This window comes from Paraburkholderia caffeinilytica, from assembly GCF_046030355.1.
GTDB classification, from domain to species: Bacteria; Pseudomonadota; Gammaproteobacteria; order Burkholderiales; family Burkholderiaceae; genus Paraburkholderia; species Paraburkholderia caffeinilytica_B.
On record NZ_JAQQCQ010000005.1, the window covers coordinates 77,438 to 99,137 of the forward strand.

The window sequence follows — 21,700 nt, forward strand, 5'->3', positions numbered from 1 at the left end:
GCTATTTTCATGGGGTTTTCCCTGGTGCGGCAGAAAATTTGTCGATCCGGTCGCGCATCGCTCGTCGTGTGAGTAAGGAGCCAGCACACAGATAATGGCTCTCCCGTTACCACACACCACCCAGGGAGCGATTGCGATGCGATTCATGATCATAGTGAAGGCGACTGCCCTCAGCGAAGCCGGCGGTCCGCCGGACGATGCCGTGATGGCCGCGATGGGCACCTACCATGAAGAACTGGCCAAGGCCGGTGTGCTGCTCGATGCAACCGGGCTGCAACCGAGTTCGAAAGGCTGGCGCATCCACTACAGCGCGGGCAAGCGCACGCTGACCGATGGTCCGTTCGCGGAAACCAAGGAACTGATTGCCGGCTACACGCTGATTCAGGTTCGCTCCCGCGAAGAAGCGATGGAATGGGCGCGGCGGTTTCCGGCGCCGTTCGGCGAGCAGGCCGAAGGCGAAATCGAAGTGCGCCAACTGTATGAACCCGAGGACTTCGAGCCGACTCCGTAAGCGGACCGCTTCCGCTAGCTGGACGCAGCCAAACATTGATCGTGAGGCCGATGTGAGCGCCGAACGCGACACCGATCCGGCCACATCGAGAGGATTTCGTTATGCATAAGCAGATCTACGTCAATCTCGCCGTCGACGATCTCGAACGGTCGAAGGCATTTTTCAGCGCGATCGGTTTCAGCTTCGATGCGCAATTCACCAACGAGCAGGCTGCGTGTCTGATCCTCGGCGAGAACCTCTACGCGATGCTGCTGGTCAAGGACCTGTTCAAGTCCTTTACGCGCAAGTCGCTTTGCAATCCCAAGGAAAGCACCGAAGCGCTGATGGGCCTGTCGTGCGAGAGCCGGGGTGAGGTCGACGCGCTGGTCGCGAAGGCGCTCGCCGCCGGCGGCACGGTGCCGCGCGCGCCGCAGGACTACGGCTTCATGTACGGGCATGGCTTCGAAGATATCGACGGGCACATCTGGGAGTTGATCTACATGGATCCGAACGCCAAGGCAGCGGGCTGATCCCGTGACCAAGCCGGCCACCCATCGAGCCATCGAGGCAGTCTGGCGGATCGAGTCCGCCAAGGTCATCGCCCACGTCGCGCGAATCGTGCGCGACGTGGGGCTCGCCGAAGAGCTGGCGCAAGACGCGCTGGTGGCGGCGCTCGAACACTGGCCTGAAGCGGGCGTACCCGACAACCCGGGAGCGTGGCTCATGGCAACCGCGAAGAATCGCGCTCTCGACCGCTTGCGCCAGGAAGCGCTGCATGCCCGCAAGCATGAGGAGTTGGGCCACGATCTCGACGCACTGGAGGCGCACGTCGTGCCGGATTTTGTCGATACCCTCGATGCCGCACGCGCCGACGATATCGGCGACGACCTGCTGCGCCTGGTGTTCACGGCATGTCATCCGGTGTTGTCCACCGAGGCACGTGTCGCGCTGACGCTGCGCCTGCTCGGCGGCCTCACCACGGACGAAATCGCCCGCGCGTTTCTCGTGCCCGAACCCACTATTGCACAGCGCATCGTGCGCGCCAAGCGCACGCTGTCCGCAGCCAAGGTGCCGTTCGAGGTGCCGCAGGCGGATGCGCGTGCGCCGCGGCTCGCATCGGTGTTGCAGGTGATCTATCTGATTTTCAACGAAGGCTATTCAGCCACAACCGGCGACGACTGGATGCGTCCGGCGTTGTGCGAGGAAGCGCTGCGGCTGGGGCGCGTGCTGAGCGGACTCGTGCCGGACGAAAGCGAAGCGCATGGCCTCGTCGCGTTGATGGAAATCCAGGCGTCGCGTACGCATGCGCGCACCGATGCCGATGGCCGCCCGGTGCTGCTGCTCGACCAGGATCGCAGCCGCTGGGACCCGCTGCTGATCCGCCGCGGACTGGCCGCGCTCAGCACCGCGCACGCGCTGGGCGGCGCGAGCGGTCCGTATGCGCTGCAGGCCGCGCTGGCCGCGTGCCACGCGCGTGCCCGCCGCGCCGAAGAGACCGACTGGGCCCAGATCGTCGCGTTATACGACGCGCTGGCGCAGGTGGCGCCTTCGCCGGTGGTCGAATTGAACCGGGCAGTGGCGGTTGGCATGGCGTTCGGGCCGGCTGCCGCCCTGGAAATCGCCGATGCGCTCGCCACCGATGCGGCGCTCGCGAACTATCACTGGTTGCCGAGCGTGCGCGGCGATCTGCTGGAAAAACTCGGCCGTGTGGAAGAGGCTCGCGCCGAATTCGAGCGCGCTGCCGCCATGACACGCAATGCGCGCGAGCGCGAGTTGTTGCTCGCGCGTGCTGCGCGCGGCGGCACGCATTGAGTGGCGCCGCGCATCGAGTTTGATGCCGTTTAGCGCGACGTCAACCGGCACAGGCCATTAGCAGATAAAACTCCCGTGGGCCGAATTCTTGTGGTGGATCGAGCACCGGCTCGACGTAACGTGTGATGCCTATCTGGTTGAAACCGGCGGCAACACAGGCTGCTTCCAATGCGGCTGCGTTGTCGACGGTGAAGCCGTATCTGGCGAACGGCATTTCTACGGCTGCCTCGGGCGTGATCGCTGCAATCACTAGCACACCGCCCGGGCGCAGCACGCGGTGCGTTTCCTCCAGACCGGAGATCAGGCCGGACCAGAAATACGTCGTGTTGATCGCAATGGCTTTGTCGAACGCACCGGACGGGAATGGCAGGGACATGGCGTCGGCAGTTTCGAGCCACACCCGGCCATCGCGGACGAAAGATGCGTTGCGGCGGCGCGCCTCGGCGATCATGGTCGGCGATAGATCGACGCCGGTGAAGAAGAGTCCTGCAGCTTGATCCAGCACGGACGCGATATGACCGCCGTTGCCCAGACCAATCTCGAGAATCCGCTCATGCGCGTGCAGGTCGAGCAGATCGAAGGCTGTGTCGATGACGGCCAGATTTGAGCGCTCCAGCATGTCGCCGACTGCCACGCCAACCTCGCCTGCCGGGCAGCCGAGTTGTGGAAGCAGAATGCTTTCGTCGAGGTGTGCGACCTGGTTGTCTGCAGCTTTAAGAGATGCATTCACGGTGAGTCCTCCATGACAGGGTGCGCCGAATACGCAACGCGGACACGCGATGCAAGATCGCGGCACCCCTTAACTTATGTCATGAATGTTGGCCGATTGAGCATCCAATCCACGCGTCTTTGACTTATGACAAAGCGGCGTGCGGCGGCCTATAGGACTGACGTGAAGCGCGTAGGAGAGACGAGCGCTACCGAATCAATTGACGCACGCCCAATGCGACGATCAAGCCGCCGCACACGCGATCGATCCACGCCTTGCAGCGCCGGTATGCCGACGCGATGCGCGCATGTGACAACGTGAGCGCGACGAACCCATACCAGCTGCTCGCGACCACGCAGACCATGCCGAGCATCGCGGCAAATGTTCCCATGCTCACGTGGGCGGGCGCAGCGGACGAGAACACTGCGGCAAAGAACGCCATCGACTTCGGATTCGCGATGTTGGTCGCGAAGCCTTGCGCGAACGCTTGCCGGAAGCCGCCTGCCGATGCCTGTACGGTTTGCACAGGCTTACCCGTGGATGCGTTTGCAATGAGGCGTCCGCCGAACCAGATCAGGTAACCGGCCCCAGCGATCTTTACCGCCAGCGCGAGCCACGGAAACGCGGTGAACACGATGCCGACGCCAAGAATCGCGCAGCTCGCCCAGAACAGGTTGACGAGCACGATGCCGGCGACCATCGCGAGCGCCTCGACACGTGTTGCCGATGCGGCTTTGTGCGCCACCGCGACGAAGTTCGGGCCGGGGATCACCACGCCGGCCACATACACGGAGAAAACGCCTAGAACTGCAGAACCATCAATCACACGCTGCTCCTTGATTCATCCATCCATCACGCAAAGCGTAGCGTAACCGCTAGCCGCGTTCGCCGCGCCATGCCGCTTCGCAATCAAGCGGAAAAGAACGCCACGGCGGCAGTGACCACGCCCGCAGCCGCAACCCCGAACGACAGGTTGCGCAGCCATTTCTTGCGGGTCAGCAAGGTGATCGCGCAGAGAGCGATCGCCACCTGGATCAAGGTCGTGGCCTGTGCCCAACGATGATGGCCGTGCAGCAGCGCTTCACTTTTGGCGTCGTTGTCCACGACGTCCTTCTCGATCGCTTCTGCCTTCGCACGGATCGGCTCTTTCTGCTGCTTGTATTTATCGACGTCGGCGACGAATTTCGCATGGACATCGGCATTGCCGAGCGACAGCGCCGCGCCGAGTTCAGCGAGGTTCTCTTTTTCGCCCTTGGCCTGGTAGTAGTTCCATTGATTCGACGCTTCGGTCTTTTTAATGGCGGCTTCGTTCTTGTAGTACAGCGCCAGATTTTCGCTATTGCCGCTCTGGTACGCGCACAGTGCGCCGATCGTCGCGAGGATCGCCGTCATCACGGCCATACGGCTCGCAAACGGGTCCGCGTCGTGATGGCCGGCGTGTTCAACCGCATGGTCGTGCAGACCATGCACTTCATATTCTTCAGACATCTGATTCTCCGAGCCAGGCTTTTCTTGTGGTCTCCGGGCGGTGCGCATGGCGGCAGCCCATGTGCGCGCGACGGCGCAATGACTGCGCGCCGGCCCGGCGGGCTCCATCTTAGCGTGCGGTGCCCGGTGATGGAAAAGCTACGAGAGCGAAGCGATGTCGATGACAGGCATTAAGGAGGGACGTCAATGAATGCCGGCGGCCAGCCATGTCCGTACGAACGGGATGACATGCTCGCCGGCCAGCATGCCGAGCAACCCGACTAGCGCGATGGTTGGCGGGGCGGGCGATTTCACCTGCATCACGCTATAAATCAAACCGACCACGACGCCGGCCACGAGCGAGATCAAATACGCTTTCATGTTGTTCATACCCATCTGAAATGCGGGCAGCCACGCCCGCCGGTCGCTTCGGCAATTACATCGTGATGACGATCCGGCCGCGCGTGCCGGCGGCCACCGATTCGTAGGCCTCGCGTGCGCGTTCGAGCGGGAATGCCTGCGCGATGGCCGGCCCTTGAAGCTTGCCGCTTTCGAAGCCTTCCACCAGCGCTGTCATCAACGGCGCCGATTCGGCAACGCCCAGCTTGGCGCTGTCCACGCCGAGCAGTTGCGTTTCGTTGTGATAGAAATCGATCAGGTCGAATTCCACGCGGCGTTTGCCCGTGGCGCTGATTTCCAGCACCCGGCCGCGGCGCTTGACGAGACTCAGCGCGGTCTCGAAGGCAACGCCGCCCACCGTGTCGTAGACGACGTCTGCGCCGGCGCCGCCGGTCAGCGCTCTTAAAGCCGCGGTTGCGTTTTCGTCGAACGGAACGTAGTCGTCGATCAGTCGGCCCGCGGGCGTATCGGGAGAAAGCGGATGACGGTCGAGGGCGATCACGCGCGCGCCGCGCGCTTTCGCGATCTGCACCACCGCGCCACCTACGCCGCCGCCCGCGCCGATTACGGCAATCGTCTCGCCCGCTTGCAGGTGGGCATACTCGACCGTACCGAGCCACGCGACCACGAAGTTCACGCCGATCGCGGCGGCCTCCGTGTGGCTGAGCGTGGTGGGCTTGCGCGACAGCGCGGCGAGCGGAATCTTGATGAACTCGGCGTGCGTGCCGTCCCGCGTGAAGCCGATGTCGCCGCCGGTGCCCCACACTTCGGCGCCAAGCCATGCTTGCGGGCCGTCTACCACGACGCCGCTAAAGTCGCGGCCGGGTGTGCGCGGCAGGACGGTGTGTTCGAAATGGCCGGACACGTTCTTGACGTCGCTCGGATTCACCGAGGCCGCCTTGATCTGCACGACGGCATTGTCCGCATCGGCTTGGGGCGTCGGCAGATCGACGTAGTCGAGCACCTCGGGCTTGCCAAAAGTCTTGAACTGAATCGCTTTCATTGCGTGTCACTCCTGTCGGGTCTTGCGCTGCGTTGTGCAGTCGATGAGCGTAGTCTAGATGGCCGGTGCAAAGGCATTGAGACAAAGACTTTCGAATTTCGGACAAGACGTGCCGTGGGCCAGTTTATGGACTGCGCAAGGAGCCGTTTGGCCATGGGCTCCAGTTGCTTGGCCGATCGCGCATATGGACCGGCTGTCGGCAGCGAACTGCTCAGCCCCGAGTGAATGACTAGGCCGACGGCACGAATAATTTACCTGTCGGTGGATGACCGGTCTTGCGCCTGCTCCGGCGAAGCGTCTGAAGCTGTCTCGCTCAGCGTACCGCTCGGATCGAAGCCGGTCGGCGGCGCGCCCAGTTCGCGCCGGAACATATCGCTAAAGCTGCTCGGCTGGAAACCCAGCGAGCGCGCAATGCTGCTGACCGAGCGGCCCTCGGCCAGGCCTGACACGGCCACGGCGAGTTGCACCTGACGGCGCCATTCGGCAAACCCAACCCCCAGTTCACGCGTGAAGAGGCGCGCCAGCGTGCGCACGCTCGCGCCGACCGAGGCCGCATGCTGTTCGAAGCTGATCGCGATCGAAGGATTGTCGATCACCGCGCGGCACAATGCATCGAGCCGCCGGTCCGACGCATCGGGCAGCGCGATGCGCAGCGACGAGCGGGGCGCATGCCCCAACTCCAGCATCGCGAGACGGTAGGCGGCTTCCAGATAGGCTTCGTCGCGAGCATGAGTGCGCTCGTGTTCCGCAATCGATGTGATGAGTTCGCGCAGCAGACCGTTGATCTCGAACACGTCACTGCGCCGGCTCAGATGACCGACGTTGCGCTCGTGCAGGTAGAGATTGCGCATCTCCACCTCGCTCATCATGTGGATGGAGTGAACCGTGCCGGCCGGCAACCAGACCGCGCGCTGCGGCGGCACGACCAGCGCTTCGCGGCCGACTTCCACCCACATCACGCCCGATACCGCATAGAGCACCTGCGCCCATGTGTGGGAATGCGGGTCGATGCGCAGTCCACGCGGATAGTGCCGCGCGAGGGAACGGGCGTCGGCGTCGTCGTCAAGTTCGGGTGGGCGGGCTTTGGGCACGGCGGTTCGGGTCGCGGTTCGAGGTTCGCAGTTCGCGGTTCGCGGATGAAGAGGCGCGGACCTTGCTGGTCCGTGTGCGAAGCATAGCGCGAGGTGCGAGGCGTGGGGCGCGATGCGTGCGGCGTGCAGTGGCGGACGCGGGTGCTCCCGGTGTCGCAACTGGCTGAGCGTTCGGCTGATGTGTTGCGGGCCGACACTGGCCGAGTGGCGCAAAGGACACATAAGACGGTAATCGTGGTTAAGGGCCCATGGCCTGTGCCGACGCACCTCGCCTCGCTCCGCTTACGTACGATGTCCCATCACCACCAGCAGTAATGACAAGGTCACCACCGACCCCACCGTCGACAGCAAAATCGTGCGCGAAGTGATATGCGCCTCGCGTTGATAGAACTCGGCCAGCATGAACGGGCCGGTTCCGGTGGGCAACGCGGCCAGTATGACTGCCATCTCGACCAGCGTGGCGGGGAGCCCGAATACGCGCGCCGCGAGCCACCAGGTCAGCGCCGGTTGTCCCAGCAGCTTGACGCCGGTCAGCAGCAGCGAAATGCCGCTCGCGCCTGCTTCGGAGGGACGCTTTTCCGCGAGGAACAGGCCGAGGCTCACCAGCGCGCACGGACTGGCGGCGCCGCTCAGCAGCTTCAGAAATGTCTCCGCGCTCTGTGGCAATGCGACGTGAGTGCTCGCGAACAGCACGCCCAGGATCGGCGACACGATCAACGGATTGCGCGCCAGCGATCCCAACACTTTCAACCCCAGCTTGTGCGGTGTGCGTTCGGTTTGCAAGCCGACTTCGATCAGCACGATGGCAAGCGCAAAAAGCACGCACGCGACGAGGATCGTGGCGATCGTGGTCGGCGTCAGGCTAGCCGAGCCGAACGCGATCATGCCGAGCGGAAAGCCGATGTAGCCGGTGTTCGGATACGACGCCGCAATCGCATCGACGCTTGCGTCGGCCAGATGCCGACCATTCATCAAACGCATAACGAGAATCAGCAGAAACGCGCTGACGCACCCGATCGAAAACGCCGCGACGAAGGCCGGCTGATAAAGCTGTTGCCATGTGGCATGCGCCATCGTGTCGAATAGCAGGGCCGGCAGCGCCAGCCAGACGACGAAGCGGTTCAGTTCGGACGCGCTGTTCGGTCCGAGCACGCCGCGCCGGCGGCATGCAAAGCCTGCGAAAATCAGGCCGAATACAGGAAGCAGAATTTCGAGCGTGGCTAACATCGATGCAAGAAGTGTGGGGCGGAGAGCGCAATGCGCCAGCGTAGTGGCTTGCGTTGATACAATCCAATACTGTTTTTTGCTTCCAATAATACCTTTTCTGCATCGTCAATCTGCTCGAGGGCGTCGTGATCGATATCAAGCCGTTGCGCTACTTCGTGACACTCGCCGAAACGCGCCATTTCGGCCGCGCGGCGGCGCGCCTGAATCTGTCGCAACCGCCTTTGAGCCGGCAACTGGCGGCGCTGGAGGCGAACCTGGGTGTGACGCTGCTCGAGCGCAGTCCGCGCAGCGTCACGTTGACGGCCGCGGGCGAGCGCTTTTATATCGATGCGAAAGCGATTCTGGCGTCGGTGGAACAGGCGATCAGCAACGCGCAAGCTGCGGCGCACGGCGACGCCGGCAAGCTCGCCATCGGCTTCACGATGTGCGCCGCGTACAACGTCGTCCCCGGCTACGCACGCGCGTTCGGCGCGGCGTTTCCCGAGGTTGCGTTGAATCTGCGCGAGGTCGTCTCGAACGATCTGGCCGCGCAAGTGCTGGCTGGCCAGATCGACGCGGCGATCATGTTTCCGGGCGTACCCGACAAGGGCATCGTGACCCGGACGATCCTCCGCGAGCCTTTGTGTGTGGCCTTGTCGCGCAGCCATCCACGCGCACGCGCGCGGCGTCTGAAGATCGCGCAACTGGCGGGCGAGCCATTCGTGCTGGCCTCCGCGGAAGTCGCGCCGAGCTTGCGCTCGACCATTCTCGAGCATTGCCGGTCGGGCGGCTTCGAACCGGATATCCGTTTCGAAGTGCAGTTGCAGCAAACCGTGCTCAGTCTCGTCGATGAAGGTGTGGGGGTGGCGCTGGTGCCAGCCTCGATGCGCAAAGCGCAACTCGCAGGCGTGGTGTTCCGGCCGCTGGTCGATGCGCCGCTGATCGAACAGGTGCTGGCGTGGTCGCCGGCCAATCGCAATCCGTGTCTGGCGCGGTTTCTCGAACTGGCGTGAGGGGCTGCTTCACGAATTCGTCAGATGGTCCGGGGTATCCGCCGGGGAGGTTGGATAGCGCATGGCGTTCTGCTTGAGGCGCCGCCGGCACCAGAACGTCCAGGCCGTCAGACCGGCATAGACGCCGTAACGCAGTACTTTGGAGGCCAACGCCGAGTGCGGATCGTTCGGCCACTGCAAGAGGATCAGGGTGCGCAAGAGGTTCTCCCCGGTCATGCCCAGACCCCATACGAGTGTCATCAACCGGATATTGGCGACGAGCGCGGGGCGCTCGCGCCAATCCTTTTCGTAGCGTTCGACGCTGCGATGATCTTCGCGCGCCATCGTCGAACGGCCGAGGTAGTACACCAGCGGACGCGGCAACGCGAGCGAGACGAGGAACGACGCGCCGATCATCCCCGAAACCATAGGGTCTTCCAGCGCTCGCATGCGCGCGCCGCCGCCTGCGGCCATTGCAATCAGCGACAGCGCGATGCCGGCCAGGACGATTGCACTGAGCGCGTCGAAATGGCGGTAGCGCAGCAGGTCCCAGCTCATCCATGCGATCAGGGGCAGCGCCGAGGCAATCAGCGCGCCGAGCTGGCCGTAGTAAGGGAACGCGAGCCGGTAGGCGAGCCAGGGAAAGGCGACGTTGACGACCAGGGCGGAGAGGTAGCGCAAGCGGGCTTTCATGGACGGAGCAGCAGTGAGTATGGCAATGGCGTGTGAGTCGCGCGCGCCGGTGTCCGTGGCGGTTATCCCGCCGCCGTGGCTGAACATGCGTATCCACGGAGTGTAGGGTGAAGCCTCTTCGCATGCCAGCGTTTGCAGTGCTGCGCAAGCGCTGCCAGGATTCTGGCAGCGAACCTGGCGCGCAAAAAATCTGCGATCATCCCAGGCACTCTTCAACATTTTTCAACCTACGTAGTTACTACGCCCACCACCAGCCCGCCCATGTCCAGCCACCCCACGCTCCTCACCACCGATCGCCTGATCATGCGTCCGCACACGCGCGACGATTTCCTCGAGAGCTATGCAATGTGGTCTGATCCCGAAGTGATCCGCTACATCGGCGGCAAGCCCTTCACGCGCGAAGAGGTCTGGGCGCGTCTGCTGCGCTACGCCGGGCATTGGGCCATGCTGGGATATGGTTATTGGGTGGTGCGGGAGAAGGACGGCGGCCGGTTCCTGGGCGAAGTCGGCTTCGCCGACTATCACCGCGAGATCGAGCCTTCCTTGATGGACACGCCTGAAATCGGCTGGGCGCTGGACCCTGCCGTCCACAACCGCGGCTACGCGACCGAAGCCGTGCGCGCCGCGCTCGGCTGGGCCGATGCGCATTGGCCTCGTGACGAGACGGTTTGCATCATCGCGCCGGAAAACCAACCGTCGCTGAACGTCGCGGGTAAGTGTGGTTATCGTGAGCAGCTTCGCACGACATACAAAGGCAACCCGACCATCGTACTGCGGCGAACGGCAGGCGTAGCCTGAGTCGTTGCGCGGTACGTCGGCTGAAGTCTCTCAGGTCTCTGACGCCCTTTGGGATTGACGAGCCGGCGCATGCCGGCCCTTCAGCCAGCTTGCAGCCGACCCGCAAGCCACCTTGTAACTGGCTCGCGAACCCGCTGTCTTATTGACCGCTCTCGCTCGCCGCGGCCCGCTGTCGCGCGATCAGGTCCACCAGCCGTTCCACCTGCTGGCCTTGCGCATCGAAATTGCCGGCATCGAGCCAGTGCGCATAGCTTGGACGCAGCGCAGGCCATTCGCTGTCGATGATCGAAAACCACGCGGTATCGCGATTGCGTTCGTGATACACGATCGCCTGCCGGAAGATCCCTTCGAACGTAAAGCCATAGCGCAACGCTGCCGTGCGCGACGGTCCATTCAGCGAATCGCACTTCCATTCGAAGCGGCGATAGCCGAGTTCGTCGAACACATGGTTCATGAGCAGGAACATCGCTTCGGTGGCAATGCGTGTGCGCTTCAGGCGCGGCGAGTAGGTGACGTGCCCGACTTCGATCACGCCGTTCGCGCGGTCGATGCGCATGAGCGCAAGCGTGCCAACCGCCTTGCCGGTGGCCAGATCGATCACCGCGTAGTGCAGCGGATCGGGCGACGCGGCCATGCGCGTCAAATGCTCGCGGTACGCGGCAAGGCTCTCGAACGGCCCGACCGCCAGATAGGTCCAGTCGCGGCCATCGGGTGCCGAACTGTAGGCCTCGTACAGGTCCGCCGCATGCCGTTCGACGTCCACGGGTTCGATCCGGCAATAGCTGCCCACCAGCGGCGCGCGGCTGGGCGCCTGAGCGCCTTTCCAGTCCGGCACGGGGACGCCGATTGGCTGCTCGAAAGCGTTGCGTCTGGGTTCCATGTCTGCGCTCCTGTCGATAGTAAATGTCCTTGCTGATGGAGAACGATACGGCAAACGTGGTATGTTAAAAAGATCCAGCAGAACGGTATTTGATAGGTCCAGCCGAGATGATCGAAATCATTGGTCCGCTCACCAACCCCGCCGTCGCGAGCACAAACGGCAACGGCGAAAAGTCCACGCCGCTGCAAAAACAACTGACCGAGCGCTTGCAGCAGGCAATCCTCGCCGGGCGTTTGCCGGCGGGGTCGCTGCTGCCGTCGTCACGCTTGCTGGCGGCGGAGATGGGCGTGTCGCGCAACACGGTGGTGATCGCGTACGAGCATCTGGCCGCGGTCGGTTATGTCGTGGCCGACAAAAAGGGCACGCGCGTGAGTCCGCTCTCCAGCCCGTCGGCGCGCGGCGAAAGGCGGACACCGCTGGCTGCGCCGGAGGTCGCGTACGCGGCGCGGGTCGATCAATTCGCGGCGACTCGCACCCATGCCGACAACACCTTGCCGCTGACGCCGGGTACGCCTGCGCTGGACCGCTTTCCGCTAGCCGCCTGGCGGCGCGCTCTCGAACGTTCGATGGAGCGCGCGTTGCCGCTCGCGCTCGGCTACGGCGATCCGTTGGGTGAACCGGCGCTGCGCGACGCGATCGCCGCGCATTTGCGGATGGCGCGGGGCGTGCGCTGCGACGGCTCGCAGGTAGTCATCACCGAAGGGGCACAGGAAGCGCTGAACCTGTGCGTGCGGCTGTTCACCAATCCGGGCGATATTGCGTGGGTGGAAGATCCGGGTTATCGCGGCGCCAAGGCTGCGTTCAATCTTGGCGATCTGAGCATGCGGCCGATGCCGGTCGATTCCGAAGGCATCGCGGTGCCGCCCGACGCCTGGCGCGAGCATCCGCCCAAGCTGATCTACACGTCGCCCGCGCATCAGTATCCGACCGGCGCGGTGTTGTCGGTGGCGCGCCGGCTGGAGCTGATCGCGCAGGCGCGCCGCTGCGGCGCGTGGCTGATCGAGGACGACTACGACGGCGAATTCCGCCATACCGGTGAGCCGATCGCCAGCATGCAGGGGCTGGTCGAGGACGCGCCGGTTCTGTATGTCGGTTCATTCAGCAAGACGATGTTTCCGGCGCTGCGCATCGGCTTCGTGGTGCTGCCGCGCGCGATCGCCGCGCACACGGCTGTCGCGTTGCAGGAGATGCTGCGCGGCGGGCATCGGCTGGAGCAACTGGCGCTGGCGCATTTCATCGACAGCGGTGAATTCGGGCGGCATCTGGGCCGCATGCGGCGTTTGTATCGGGAGCGCCAGCAGGCGCTGCGCGATGCGCTCACCGCGCATTTCGGGCCGTCGCAGATTCTGGGCGGCAATTGCGGGATGCATCTGACGCTTCGCTTGCCGCCGCACATTTCCGATCGGATCCTCACCGAACGCGCGCTCGCCGCGCGGCTCAATCCGCGCGCGCTGTCGGGTTTTGCGTTGCAGCAACGCGAGGAGGCGAACGGGTTGGTGATCGGCTACGGCAGCACGCCAGCCGAGCAACTTGCACTGGCTGTCCGCGTATTGGCCGAATTGGTGGGGGAGATGGCGCGTGAGTCAGACAACGGGGTGGCGGGCGGGACAAGCGGGCCAGCACGCAGATAACGAGCAAGCGGGCCGGCACGCAGCGTAACGAACAAAAGGGTAAGCGGGCCGGCACGTAGCGTAACGAGCAAAGGGACAAGCGGGTCGACATCCCGGCGCGCCGTGTAAGTTTTTACGTTTGTCCGCGTGGCCCATGTCGCGCTATCGTGTCGTTTATGCGCGGCGAATTCGGAGTGCGCGACGTCGACGAATCGCCCGCAGGTCATGCCCAGTGCACCGCCTTGAAACATCGCGTTATGTGCGGCGCGCGGCTGCCGGGCCGTTACCGGGCTCGGGCATGAAGAATGCCTTGCTTGTGGTTATCTTTGACGATTTATCCGACCGGAGACGACATGAAGGAAATCGAACCGACCGCCTGGTTTGAGCTCGCTGCCCACACGCCCGTCCGTGAAGGCTGGTACGAGGTGCAGTTGACGAGCGGCGACACGGCATTTGCGAAATATGGCGACGGCATATGGACCGAAAAACCGTTGCTGGTCTTCACGCACTGGCGCGGCCTTTCCGCGGACCCGTCGAAAGCTGCCGACGGCGAGGCGGAATCGATCGGCGCAGAGGCCACCGCGGCGCAGGGCGTGCGCGCCGCGTGGAACGCGTTTTTCCCGGGACTCGGCGAAGAGCAGCATAAGCCGTTGGACGCGATACCCAATGGCAAGGCTCCGCATTGATTGACAGACGCTGAGTTGGGGCGGTGGCTTGCCGGCTGCCGCCTGATGGCAATTGCGTTCACCGATAGGGATCGAGACGCGAATGCAAGGCGGAGGTATTCGACTGCGGTTTAGCGGTTGCATCCGGCCGGCTACGATGGTTTCCTCTTCCTCTTCCTCTTCCTCTTCCTCTTCCTCTTCGTCTTCGTCTTCGTCTTCGTCTTCAGCGCCGCGCGCCGTGCTGGCGCACCGGCAGCAGGCGGTTGCTATGCGTACGAATCGGCGCGCCGTCCGGCAGCAGATCCCATTTGACGAGGTACTCGGCGAACATCGCGCTTCAGGCTGCAAGTGTGGCTGCGTGGACTGCAGCTGCGAGGGCGATGGCCGGTGTGGTCAGAGGTTTCGCCCCGCCGATGACCATCAAGGCTGCGCCTGCCATGGATGTTTGTGCGAATGCCACGACGTCCGCACCATTTTCGTAGGCCGCGTCCGCAGCGGCGGCGATCATGGACAGATAGCCTGCTGTGTCGTCTGCTCTGAAACGGTCCCACGCGCCGCTCACCAGCTGAACCTCGACATGCGCCGCGGTATGCGTGGCGGCTTGGGCAAACACGCGGGTGGTCGGGTCGAGTGTGGTGGAGACGGTGCACAGCACGACCACCTTGCCGCCGTCTTTCACCGCGCGCTGAGCCAATGCGGCATCGGCCCGCAGAACCGGGACCGGTGCGGCTTGCGCGGCTAGGGCGTCATTCACTGACGGGCCGAGCGTCGAACAGTTGAGCAAAACGGCGTGAGCGTTGTCCTTCAGCGTGAGGAGCACCTCGCGGGTTTGCGCCGCGATCGCCTCGGTCAAGCCGCCTGCCTGCTCAGCGGCGGCAAGCAAGTCGGCGCGGACCACGTGCGTCAACTCGAGTGCCTCGAATCCGGCGGTGTGGGCGGCTGCATCGAACAGGGCGATGTTGCTGTCAGCGGTGTGCAAGCAGACGATACGCACGGTTTCTCCAACGGTTTGTGGTGGTTTTGCATTCTCGCCTGGAGCAAGAGACGACTGAATGGTTTTTATGTCGAAAGCGCAACGGCGCCCATGATTTGCGTGCTGCCGATTGCCTTCAGGTAGCGATCGGCCAGAAGCCGACATTCGAACGACAACTCCAGATCGTTGACAATGCGGCGTTTGAATTGCTGTAATGCGTCTCGGTGGTCTGGGCAGCCTTTTCTTTGGAGTTGTTGTGCGAGAGACAACACTTGCCATTGCTCTGATTCCGCTCGTGCTGTCCTTACTGAGCGCTTGCACCGCCGACGTCGTGGCAAATAGCAACGAATCTCCTATACCGTCTGCTGACAACATAGTGAGAGTTTGCCTCGCTCACGCAGCAGGTAGCGGCGAGCCAAGCTTGAAGGTAGGCGAATTGAACGCGTTGCAATGGCGGCACTATGTCAGTTGCGCGCTGAGCAGCCACATGTTTGTGGATGCAAGTAACGATCTTGGCAATCCGGACGCAATCGTATCTCTCCGGCTCGATCCTGACGGTTCGGTACGCTCTGTCGCGCTGCTACACACGAGCGGCAACGACGCGTGGGACGCCGCCGTACAACGTGCGATTGTCGCTGCTTTGCCGTTACCACCGGCACCGCCTAATCAAAACGTGTCGAGAATCGAATTCCATCTCCGGCCTCCACATCGCCCGCTCGGAATTGGAGGCGGCACGGGAATCACAGGCGAAAGCCATTGGTCAGTCAAGCATTGCATAACGGTGGGAAGTGCCCGCACGTGCGAATAGAGCTTCCGCGGCTTTTGAAACCTACCCGTCTAGCCTTTACTCTCGCTTTGTTCTGCATGATAGTTGCTGGCCTTTGCCGGAAAACAAAGCTACACAACTCAGGGGCTTGAGACTGTCGATCAAATAACATTTCAATCAACGGCAATGTCCGACTTTCCCTGTTCTAACAACCGAATTCTGGTCGTGGCACAAGAGGCACCTTTCTGATAGTTTGATCCACACACCTCATCTATCATCACGTCCCGGCATGGCCCGTCAAATCCTTAAGCCTCACCTGGGGAAGGACAACCGTCTGGGTGAAGTGACTAGCTACCTTATAGGTCGTAAGGGCAAGCGGCCGGATAGTGGCGCCGTTCGCCGCAGGGAGTGCCACCACGAATTGGCCGGGTTCAGTCAGAGCCTTGGTATTGAGACTCCATGGCATAAATGTGGTCGAACATCTGGTTTGCGGCGCGCCGATCGGAGTGCCGTTGAGATCGAGCACTGTTGCTGCGATGCAGTTTGAGCTGTCTGGGGCTGGGAAACAATAGAGTTCGACGACCTGGCTATTGACGGGATTGAGCCGTGTTTCGCACACGCCGAAGCCAGCAATTTTCTGCGAGGTGCCCAAGGGCAGCGAGGCTTTAGTGGTTGCTGCTGGGGCATAGGAATTCAGGTGGTAGGTCAGAGTTATCCGTCCCGGCGTGTTCTTGAATTTCGCGAACATGTCAGCTGGCAGATTGATCGCTTGATAGTTCGACTTGTGACCATTGCTTGTACCGTCGAAGGTATTACCCAGGACGTTGCTGATCGGGTGAGGAGGATGGCCCGACAAAAGCGATATGGTGCTGCGATATAACGGCTTGCCGTCGCTGCTATCGATACTTAGGTTGATGTTATTGACAGTGACTATACGGTCCGGGTCGACCGCGATTTTAAGCGGAACGTAGATGACGGGGGTCATGAACTGCGGGTCATCGCCGATCACTTCCGCCTTGGACTTGTCATCGAACGACAGGCGGATCGGGTCGGTCTCCGGCACTTTGCCATCGTCACTGACACGTTGAGACTGGGACGTCGCTATTCCCGGCATGAACATCACCGCGAACGTACAAATTGCCGCCACGACGAAGACACCACGCGACGTTGCCGTGTTCCGTCGGCCGTATTGCAGGGTAAGGACAAGTGCCGTTGCAATGACAAAGATGATCTGGAGCGCTAACTGAGCAGGCCAGCCAGCTAGGTTAGCCATCTCACCGTCGGTGATTATGAGGCCGGCAGCCCACGTTAGAACGATCGCGAAGACAATGCCTGCGGCCTGGCGCCAGCTAGCCGTGATCGTGCCGACGGCTAATGCGGGCAGACCGACACCGATAAATGTGAGAAGTCCTGTATAGGCCGCCGCGCCGATCGCCGGCAGTGGATCTAGTCCATGCATAAGGCCGACGCCAAGATTGAAAACAAAGGTCGGCAATAGGGTTACAAGGACGGCGAAACCAATTTTATCTAACGCGAGGTCGCTTCGACGGATCGGACGGATCAGCCAGTCGTCATTATTCGACACAACGGGGTCGCTCTGTACGACCAAAACGATAGTGAACCATGCCACGCCAGAGAACGCCAGGTCGATGAGTGCGTGTGGCAGCAGCAATTGCAGTGGCTGGGCGAAAATCCCCATTCGCAGGATCATCCAGGCCGACGCGATCTTCAGGGCGAACACCGCCGCTACGTACGGCCAATGCAGTCTCAGATCTTTTTTCAGAATATGCAGCCACATATCATCTCCCCGTCATTTGTTCGGCCCGCGCGAACGCGGTAAATATCGACCGTAAGTCCATCGGCTCGGCCTGAACGAATTTGACGTCGCCGAATGCGGCGGTGATTTCAGATGCCAGGCGATCCTCAGCAAACTTCGTATGCACAAAACTTAGAACATTGCCCGACGTGCCGGGATCAATCCATGCGCGAGGCAAAGTATCGGGAGGAGGGGCCGTCGATTGCAACGTGACGCGAATCAGGCGGACGCGTGCGTTCAAGACCTCGATCGAGTCTTCGAACAGCAGGCGACCCTGGTCGAGAAAACCCACGTCGCTAACGAAACTCTCGATTTCGTTCAGCTCGTGCGATGAGATGAAGATAGTGAGGTCTTCAGCATGGCTCAGTACGCTTTCGATCAGGTCGTCGCGTACCAGCGGGTCCAGGCCGCTGAATGGCTCATCGAGCACCAGCAGCTTTGGTTTGAAGGCCAGGGCGGCAACGAGTGCAACCTCGATACGCATACCGTGTGAAAGGGCGCGGATTTTACGCTCCACCGGCAGCTTGAACCGCTCCAACATGGCTCTTTCCAGCGCTTCGTCCCAATCCGGATAGAACGGTCTCAGGTAATCCAGATAGGCACCCACGGTCATTTGCCCAGGAAGCACCTGGCTCTCCGAGACGTAGCCGATCTGGCTGAAGTGGTAGCTCGTGAGTTCGCGTGATGGCGTCCCCATCAAGGTGAGATCACCCCGCGTCGGCGCGAGGATGTTCATCATCATCTTGATCGTGGTCGTTTTGCCGGCGCCATTGGCGCCAATCAGGGCATAGACGCTCCCTTCCCTGACCGAAAAACTCAGGCCACTGAGCGCCTCATATGAGCCGAAGCGCTTCTCGATATTCCGGGCCTCAATCATCATTTTGTATTCCCCTCGCTATGTCGATCCGGTTCCAGCGTTCGATGATGGCGTCGAGCAATTCCGCCTGCGTCAGACCGACGCGACGCGCGCCAACCACCAGTGCCTCGACTTCGTGCCCCAGCAACTTTGCCTTTTCGCCGGGGCGCGCCTGGGGCGGCTCACAGACGACGGTCCCAATCCCCGGCCGCGCTTCCAGCCAACCTTCATGGACCAGGTGCTGGATGATCTTGTGCGCTGTATTTGGGTGAATTTTGAGTTCTGCGGCCAGCGCCCTGACCGAGGGAAACTCCTGGCCAGGCAGGTAGTCGCCGCTGATGAAGGCGCGCTTGGCAGCAAAAACCACAGCGTCGAATATCGATTGACCCGGTTGCGGTTTGTAATCGAGTAGTGTCATATTCATAATGTGACACGTGGTACGCCAAGATGTCAACCGACGTTCATGTGGCCGTGTGGCAGGCAGGTTGTAAGGGAATCATGCCGACTCAGTTCCTAGGCGAGCTTTCTGTCGAGGCGCGCTATGTCTTGCCGGAGTTCTGGCGCATGGGCATCGGCTAGCGCTTAAGCAATTCAGCGCGTCAATCACTGCACAGCGCCAGGGAGTCAATCCGCCTAAATTCACGGCGTTCAGCGCCGTTATACAATTCTCTGCCTCGCTTCGCGACCCGTACGGAATGCGTTCCCATGCTGGCTAGTCCATTTTCCGTTGAAGAGGGCGTTGTATCTGCGTCGCCCGCAGCCAGCAATTTGGCGATACCGGCAGCTGACGTGCAATGTCAGGCATTGACGCGCCTCGCGCGGGCGCATTTCGGCGTGGCAACCGCTCTGGTTACCTTATCCGACGCCCATGGGCAGCGGCTTCAGGCGCTCGACGGGTTGTCGCCTGATGTGCTGCCGCCGAATCTGTCAGGTCCGTCGTCGCATGCGGCCACGGCAACGACCAAAGTGGTCGTCGTGCCAGATACATCGGATGACGAGCGTTTTGGCCGCGCCACGCGCTGGCCGCGTTTTTACGCTACCTGCGGGCTGACGAGTGCCGACGGGCGCCACCTGGGCGCGCTGTACCTGCTGGACAAATCGCCTCGCAACCTCGATGACGCGCAGCAGAATTTCCTGCGCGAACTGGCCGGGCTGATCGCCCACGGACTCGAACGCGAGCTGGCACTCACCACGCTGCGTCACCGCGTCGAAGAACTGGAGGCCAGCGGGGAGATCATGACGCTGGCGCTTGCCGGCAGCGAAACCGGCACCTGGGACCGCGATGTCGTCACTGGCAAAATCGACTACTCGCCTGCCTGGAAATCGATGCTCGGCTACGAGGAGCACGAGGTCAGCAACCGGATCGAAGACGCCTATCTTCGTCTGCATCCCGACGACCTCGCCTACGTGCAGGCGACGATGCAAAGTCACTTCGAGAACAAAACCGACAGCTACGTGGTCGAGCACCGGATTCGCTGCAAGGACGGCAGCTACAAATGGATCTGTAGCCGCGGCAAGGTCGTCGAGCGCGGGAGCGACGGTCACGCACTGCGCATGGTCGGTACGTCGACCGATATTACTGCGCTGCGGGAGACAGCCGCGCAGCTACGGCAGTCCATCGAGATGGTCACGAATCTGACCAACGAGGTTCCGGGCATGGTCTTCCAGTACAGGCTGATGTCCGATGGGCTTGCCTTCTTCCCGTATGCAAGCGAGGGAATCCGCGACATTTACGAGCTGACGCCGCAGCAGGCCGCGACGAGTGCGCAGACGATCGACGCGCTGATCGATGCACGCGACCTGGTCGCGTATAGGAAATCGCTTGAAGAATCGGCCGCGAGCCTGTTGCCGTGGCACCTGGAATACCGGGTGCAACTGCCGGAGCAAGGTTTGCGCTGGCGGCAAGGTGATGCACAGCCGCGACGGCTGGACGACGGCAGCACGCTGTGGCACGGCTTTATCACGGACGTGACCGATCGCAAGCATATCGAAGCGGAGTTGCAGGAGTTGGCAACCATCGATTTCCTGACGCAACTGCCCAATCGCCGCCACTTCATGATCCAAAGCGAAGCGGAGTTGGCGCGCATCCGGCGCGCCGGCAGTAGCGTCGCCGCGGTACTGATGTTCGATCTGGACCATTTCAAGGCGCTCAACGACCGCTGGGGACACGCAGTGGGCGACAGAGCGCTTAGCCACTTTGCCGCACTGCTACGCGCCGAAGTGCGGGCCGGTGACATCGTAGGCCGTCTCGGCGGTGAGGAATTCGCGATGGTGCTGCCCAATACGGGTGCCGACGCGGCCATCACGCTCGCAGCACGCGTCCAGCAGCGTGCTTCGCGAACTCCTATGTTGCACGGCGATGAGCCCATTGCGCTGACCGTCAGCATCGGCATCGACATAATGCGTATAACCGACGTTGGTGTCGACCAGTCGCTGTCTCGCGGTGACAGGGCACTGTACCGTGCGAAGGAGCGGGGGCGGAACCGAATCGAGATTTATGGCGACTAGGGCCGCCAGGGATACCTAAAGAATCGCTAAAAATACGGACCGCGCGGCCGTGTGCCAGCTACCTTTCAACGAGCAACGAGCAACGAGCAACGAGCAACGAGCAACGAGCAACGAGCAACGAGCAACGAGCAACGAGCAACGAGCAACGGGTGCGAGCGAAATATGGCAAGTCAAATGGGGTTCTTAGCGGGAGAACCTTGCAATCCCCATCGGCTGATAATCGTCGAGGGCATCATAGGATCGGGCAAGTCAACGACCATGCGTTTCATTGCGAAACGCTTACAAGATGCGGGGCGAGCGGCGGTGCCTATCCATGAAAGGACCGACCCACACCCGGTTCGCGCGACCGATGAACTCGAACACTGGTTTGAGCCGTGGCGAGACGCAACGCCACAGAATCTCGCGGACCGTGCATTGGCCAGATGGAGCGCATTCGTCGACGACACGCAGACAGATACCCCGATCCGGATATTGGATGGTCAGCTTTTTCACGGAGACCTGACTCACCTGCTGCTGATGGAAGCCGACCGCGCGCTCATTTCTGGCTACATACAGAATCTGGCAAAAGTCATTGCACCGCTCAATCCGTTCGTCCTTTACCTTTGGCAGGAAGATGTCGAAGAAGCAATCCGAACGGTCTGTGCAGAACGTGGACCCGAATGGGTTGACTATCAGATCAACTGGAAACTCGCCGCCCCCTACTGCGTGCGCCGGGGTTTCGTGGGACTAGATGGACTGATCTCCCTTTATCGTGAATATCGTCGACTCACCGATGATTTATTTAGCGAACTGCCGCTAACCAAACTCGCTATTGAAAATTCGCGAAGGGACTGGCCGACATATAACACGCAAATTCTGCGTGAGTTGGGGCTGCCGACGGAATGAGGGGGCAGGCAGTGTCAGTCGGCCAGAAGCAGGCCTTTCAAATACACGTCGTCGATTGCCGACAATCCGAGAATTGGTTGG

At 61.9% G+C, this 21,700-nt stretch carries 23 protein-coding genes; 10 read left to right on the top strand and 13 right to left on the bottom strand.

The annotated features are described in order from the left end of the window. The first annotated feature begins 136 nt into the window (after positions 1 to 136). From PQQ95_RS09500 to PQQ95_RS09510, 3 genes are all read left to right on the top strand, one after another. The gene (locus tag PQQ95_RS09500) at positions 137 to 511 is read left to right on the top strand and encodes a YciI family protein (RefSeq protein ID WP_408437115.1); all 375 of its coding nucleotides are present in this window, start codon (positions 137 to 139) and stop codon (positions 509 to 511) included. A 101-nt stretch (positions 512 to 612) separates the two neighbouring features. Then, on the top strand, positions 613 to 1,020 hold the full coding sequence (locus PQQ95_RS09505; protein WP_408437117.1) for a VOC family protein: 408 nt from the start codon (positions 613 to 615) through the stop codon (positions 1,018 to 1,020). Positions 1,021 to 1,024: 4 nt separating this feature from the next. Then, positions 1,025 to 2,302 carry an RNA polymerase sigma factor gene (locus tag PQQ95_RS09510; RefSeq protein WP_408437118.1) on the top strand — a complete coding sequence of 426 codons (1,278 nt, stop codon included), beginning with the start codon at positions 1,025 to 1,027 and terminating at the stop codon, positions 2,300 to 2,302. 40 nt (positions 2,303 to 2,342) lie between these two features. Here the strand turns inward: PQQ95_RS09510 and PQQ95_RS09515 are convergent, their stop codons facing one another. The 7 genes from PQQ95_RS09515 to PQQ95_RS09545 form a co-directional block, all read right to left on the bottom strand. Beyond that, entirely contained in the window at positions 2,343 to 3,032 is a 690-nt protein-coding gene (locus PQQ95_RS09515) for a class I SAM-dependent methyltransferase (RefSeq protein ID WP_408437120.1), read from the bottom strand. Between the two features lie 187 nt (positions 3,033 to 3,219). Further along, positions 3,220 to 3,837, bottom strand: a complete 618-nt coding sequence (locus PQQ95_RS09520; RefSeq protein WP_408437121.1) for a LysE family translocator — start codon at positions 3,835 to 3,837, stop codon at positions 3,220 to 3,222. A gap of 83 nt (positions 3,838 to 3,920) precedes the next feature. Further along, positions 3,921 to 4,499, bottom strand: a complete 579-nt coding sequence (locus PQQ95_RS09525; RefSeq protein ID WP_408437123.1) for a DUF4337 domain-containing protein — start codon at positions 4,497 to 4,499, stop codon at positions 3,921 to 3,923. Positions 4,500 to 4,682: 183 nt separating this feature from the next. Then, on the bottom strand, positions 4,683 to 4,868 hold the full coding sequence (locus PQQ95_RS09530) for a DUF1427 family protein (RefSeq protein ID WP_408437125.1): 186 nt from the start codon (positions 4,866 to 4,868) through the stop codon (positions 4,683 to 4,685). 46 nt (positions 4,869 to 4,914) lie between these two features. Next, positions 4,915 to 5,880, bottom strand: coding sequence for a quinone oxidoreductase family protein (locus PQQ95_RS09535; RefSeq protein ID WP_408437126.1), 966 nt, complete (start codon positions 5,878 to 5,880; stop codon positions 4,915 to 4,917). Between the two features lie 251 nt (positions 5,881 to 6,131). Beyond that, positions 6,132 to 6,971: an AraC family transcriptional regulator gene (locus PQQ95_RS09540; RefSeq protein ID WP_408437128.1), complete on the bottom strand. Its 840-nt coding sequence runs from the start codon at positions 6,969 to 6,971 to the stop codon at positions 6,132 to 6,134. Positions 6,972 to 7,253: 282 nt separating this feature from the next. After that, entirely contained in the window at positions 7,254 to 8,198 is a 945-nt protein-coding gene (locus tag PQQ95_RS09545) for an AEC family transporter (RefSeq protein ID WP_408437130.1), read from the bottom strand. Between the two features lie 125 nt (positions 8,199 to 8,323). On the opposite strand from PQQ95_RS09545, the gene PQQ95_RS09550 reads away from it, so the two are divergent. Further along, a complete protein-coding gene (locus tag PQQ95_RS09550; RefSeq protein WP_408437132.1) occupies positions 8,324 to 9,190 on the top strand; it encodes a LysR family transcriptional regulator in 867 nt (288 codons plus the stop codon). 9 nt (positions 9,191 to 9,199) lie between these two features. Here PQQ95_RS09550 and PQQ95_RS09555 read toward each other — a convergent pair whose 3' ends face one another. Continuing rightward, complete coding sequence (locus tag PQQ95_RS09555) at positions 9,200 to 9,862, bottom strand: VC0807 family protein (RefSeq protein ID WP_408437453.1); 663 nt, start codon at positions 9,860 to 9,862, stop codon at positions 9,200 to 9,202. A gap of 261 nt (positions 9,863 to 10,123) precedes the next feature. Here PQQ95_RS09555 and PQQ95_RS09560 point away from each other — a divergent pair, with 261 nt between their 5' ends. Further along, complete coding sequence (locus PQQ95_RS09560) at positions 10,124 to 10,660, top strand: GNAT family N-acetyltransferase (protein WP_408437134.1); 537 nt, start codon at positions 10,124 to 10,126, stop codon at positions 10,658 to 10,660. A 139-nt stretch (positions 10,661 to 10,799) separates the two neighbouring features. Here the strand turns inward: PQQ95_RS09560 and PQQ95_RS09565 are convergent, their stop codons facing one another. Further along, a complete protein-coding gene (locus PQQ95_RS09565; protein WP_408437136.1) occupies positions 10,800 to 11,540 on the bottom strand; it encodes a GNAT family N-acetyltransferase in 741 nt (246 codons plus the stop codon). 107 nt (positions 11,541 to 11,647) lie between these two features. On the opposite strand from PQQ95_RS09565, the gene pdxR reads away from it, so the two are divergent. Both pdxR and PQQ95_RS09575 read left to right on the top strand, forming a co-directional pair. Then, positions 11,648 to 13,171 carry a MocR-like pyridoxine biosynthesis transcription factor PdxR gene (gene pdxR / locus PQQ95_RS09570; RefSeq protein WP_408437138.1) on the top strand — a complete coding sequence of 508 codons (1,524 nt, stop codon included), beginning with the start codon at positions 11,648 to 11,650 and terminating at the stop codon, positions 13,169 to 13,171. A 332-nt stretch (positions 13,172 to 13,503) separates the two neighbouring features. Continuing rightward, positions 13,504 to 13,836 carry a hypothetical protein gene (locus PQQ95_RS09575; RefSeq protein WP_408437140.1) on the top strand — a complete coding sequence of 111 codons (333 nt, stop codon included), beginning with the start codon at positions 13,504 to 13,506 and terminating at the stop codon, positions 13,834 to 13,836. Positions 13,837 to 14,152: 316 nt separating this feature from the next. Here the strand turns inward: PQQ95_RS09575 and PQQ95_RS09580 are convergent, their stop codons facing one another. Beyond that, the gene (locus PQQ95_RS09580) at positions 14,153 to 14,809 is read right to left on the bottom strand and encodes an aspartate/glutamate racemase family protein (RefSeq protein WP_408437142.1); all 657 of its coding nucleotides are present in this window, start codon (positions 14,807 to 14,809) and stop codon (positions 14,153 to 14,155) included. A gap of 193 nt (positions 14,810 to 15,002) precedes the next feature. Between PQQ95_RS09580 and PQQ95_RS09585 the strand changes: the two genes are divergently transcribed. Next, positions 15,003 to 15,596: a TonB family protein gene (locus PQQ95_RS09585; RefSeq protein WP_408437144.1), complete on the top strand. Its 594-nt coding sequence runs from the start codon at positions 15,003 to 15,005 to the stop codon at positions 15,594 to 15,596. A gap of 235 nt (positions 15,597 to 15,831) precedes the next feature. Here the strand turns inward: PQQ95_RS09585 and PQQ95_RS09590 are convergent, their stop codons facing one another. The 3 genes from PQQ95_RS09590 to PQQ95_RS09600 are packed head-to-tail and all read right to left on the bottom strand — an operon-like array spanning position 15,832 to position 18,650. Then, positions 15,832 to 17,352: a hypothetical protein gene (locus PQQ95_RS09590; RefSeq protein WP_408437146.1), complete on the bottom strand. Its 1,521-nt coding sequence runs from the start codon at positions 17,350 to 17,352 to the stop codon at positions 15,832 to 15,834. Position 17,353: 1 nt separating this feature from the next. Then, a complete protein-coding gene (locus PQQ95_RS09595; RefSeq protein WP_408437148.1) occupies positions 17,354 to 18,250 on the bottom strand; it encodes an ABC transporter ATP-binding protein in 897 nt (298 codons plus the stop codon). After that, complete coding sequence (locus PQQ95_RS09600) at positions 18,240 to 18,650, bottom strand: GntR family transcriptional regulator (RefSeq protein WP_408437149.1); 411 nt, start codon at positions 18,648 to 18,650, stop codon at positions 18,240 to 18,242. Before PQQ95_RS09600 ends, PQQ95_RS09595 begins: the two co-directional genes overlap by 11 nt. A gap of 281 nt (positions 18,651 to 18,931) precedes the next feature. On the opposite strand from PQQ95_RS09600, the gene PQQ95_RS09605 reads away from it, so the two are divergent. Further along, a complete protein-coding gene (locus tag PQQ95_RS09605) occupies positions 18,932 to 20,734 on the top strand; it encodes a sensor domain-containing diguanylate cyclase (RefSeq protein WP_408437150.1) in 1,803 nt (600 codons plus the stop codon). Positions 20,735 to 20,896: 162 nt separating this feature from the next. Then, positions 20,897 to 21,619 carry a P-loop NTPase family protein gene (locus PQQ95_RS09610; RefSeq protein ID WP_408437151.1) on the top strand — a complete coding sequence of 241 codons (723 nt, stop codon included), beginning with the start codon at positions 20,897 to 20,899 and terminating at the stop codon, positions 21,617 to 21,619. Positions 21,620 to 21,700: the final 81 nt, after the last annotated feature.

What these genes read in the sequence shown, in the direction of transcription:
- PQQ95_RS09500 (WP_408437115.1), top strand. Translation starts at nt 137, where the DNA reads ATGCGATTCATGATCATAGTGAAGGCGACTGCCCTCAGCGAAGCCGGC.
- PQQ95_RS09505 (WP_408437117.1), top strand. Translation starts at nt 613, where the DNA reads ATGCATAAGCAGATCTACGTCAATCTCGCCGTCGACGATCTCGAACGG.
- PQQ95_RS09525 (WP_408437123.1), bottom strand. Translation starts at nt 4,499, where the DNA reads ATGTCTGAAGAATATGAAGTGCATGGTCTGCACGACCATGCGGTTGAA.
- PQQ95_RS09530 (WP_408437125.1), bottom strand. Translation starts at nt 4,868, where the DNA reads ATGAACAACATGAAAGCGTATTTGATCTCGCTCGTGGCCGGCGTCGTG.
- PQQ95_RS09535 (WP_408437126.1), bottom strand. Translation starts at nt 5,880, where the DNA reads ATGAAAGCGATTCAGTTCAAGACTTTTGGCAAGCCCGAGGTGCTCGAC.
- PQQ95_RS09545 (WP_408437130.1), bottom strand. Translation starts at nt 8,198, where the DNA reads ATGTTAGCCACGCTCGAAATTCTGCTTCCTGTATTCGGCCTGATTTTC.
- PQQ95_RS09555 (WP_408437453.1), bottom strand. Translation starts at nt 9,862, where the DNA reads ATGAAAGCCCGCTTGCGCTACCTCTCCGCCCTGGTCGTCAACGTCGCC.
- PQQ95_RS09560 (WP_408437134.1), top strand. Translation starts at nt 10,124, where the DNA reads ATGTCCAGCCACCCCACGCTCCTCACCACCGATCGCCTGATCATGCGT.
- PQQ95_RS09565 (WP_408437136.1), bottom strand. Translation starts at nt 11,540, where the DNA reads ATGGAACCCAGACGCAACGCTTTCGAGCAGCCAATCGGCGTCCCCGTG.
- pdxR (WP_408437138.1), top strand. Translation starts at nt 11,648, where the DNA reads ATGATCGAAATCATTGGTCCGCTCACCAACCCCGCCGTCGCGAGCACA.
- PQQ95_RS09575 (WP_408437140.1), top strand. Translation starts at nt 13,504, where the DNA reads ATGAAGGAAATCGAACCGACCGCCTGGTTTGAGCTCGCTGCCCACACG.
- PQQ95_RS09585 (WP_408437144.1), top strand. Translation starts at nt 15,003, where the DNA reads ATGCGTCTCGGTGGTCTGGGCAGCCTTTTCTTTGGAGTTGTTGTGCGA.
- PQQ95_RS09590 (WP_408437146.1), bottom strand. Translation starts at nt 17,352, where the DNA reads ATGTGGCTGCATATTCTGAAAAAAGATCTGAGACTGCATTGGCCGTAC.
- PQQ95_RS09595 (WP_408437148.1), bottom strand. Translation starts at nt 18,250, where the DNA reads ATGATGATTGAGGCCCGGAATATCGAGAAGCGCTTCGGCTCATATGAG.
- PQQ95_RS09600 (WP_408437149.1), bottom strand. Translation starts at nt 18,650, where the DNA reads ATGAATATGACACTACTCGATTACAAACCGCAACCGGGTCAATCGATA.
- PQQ95_RS09605 (WP_408437150.1), top strand. Translation starts at nt 18,932, where the DNA reads ATGCTGGCTAGTCCATTTTCCGTTGAAGAGGGCGTTGTATCTGCGTCG.
- PQQ95_RS09610 (WP_408437151.1), top strand. Translation starts at nt 20,897, where the DNA reads ATGGCAAGTCAAATGGGGTTCTTAGCGGGAGAACCTTGCAATCCCCAT.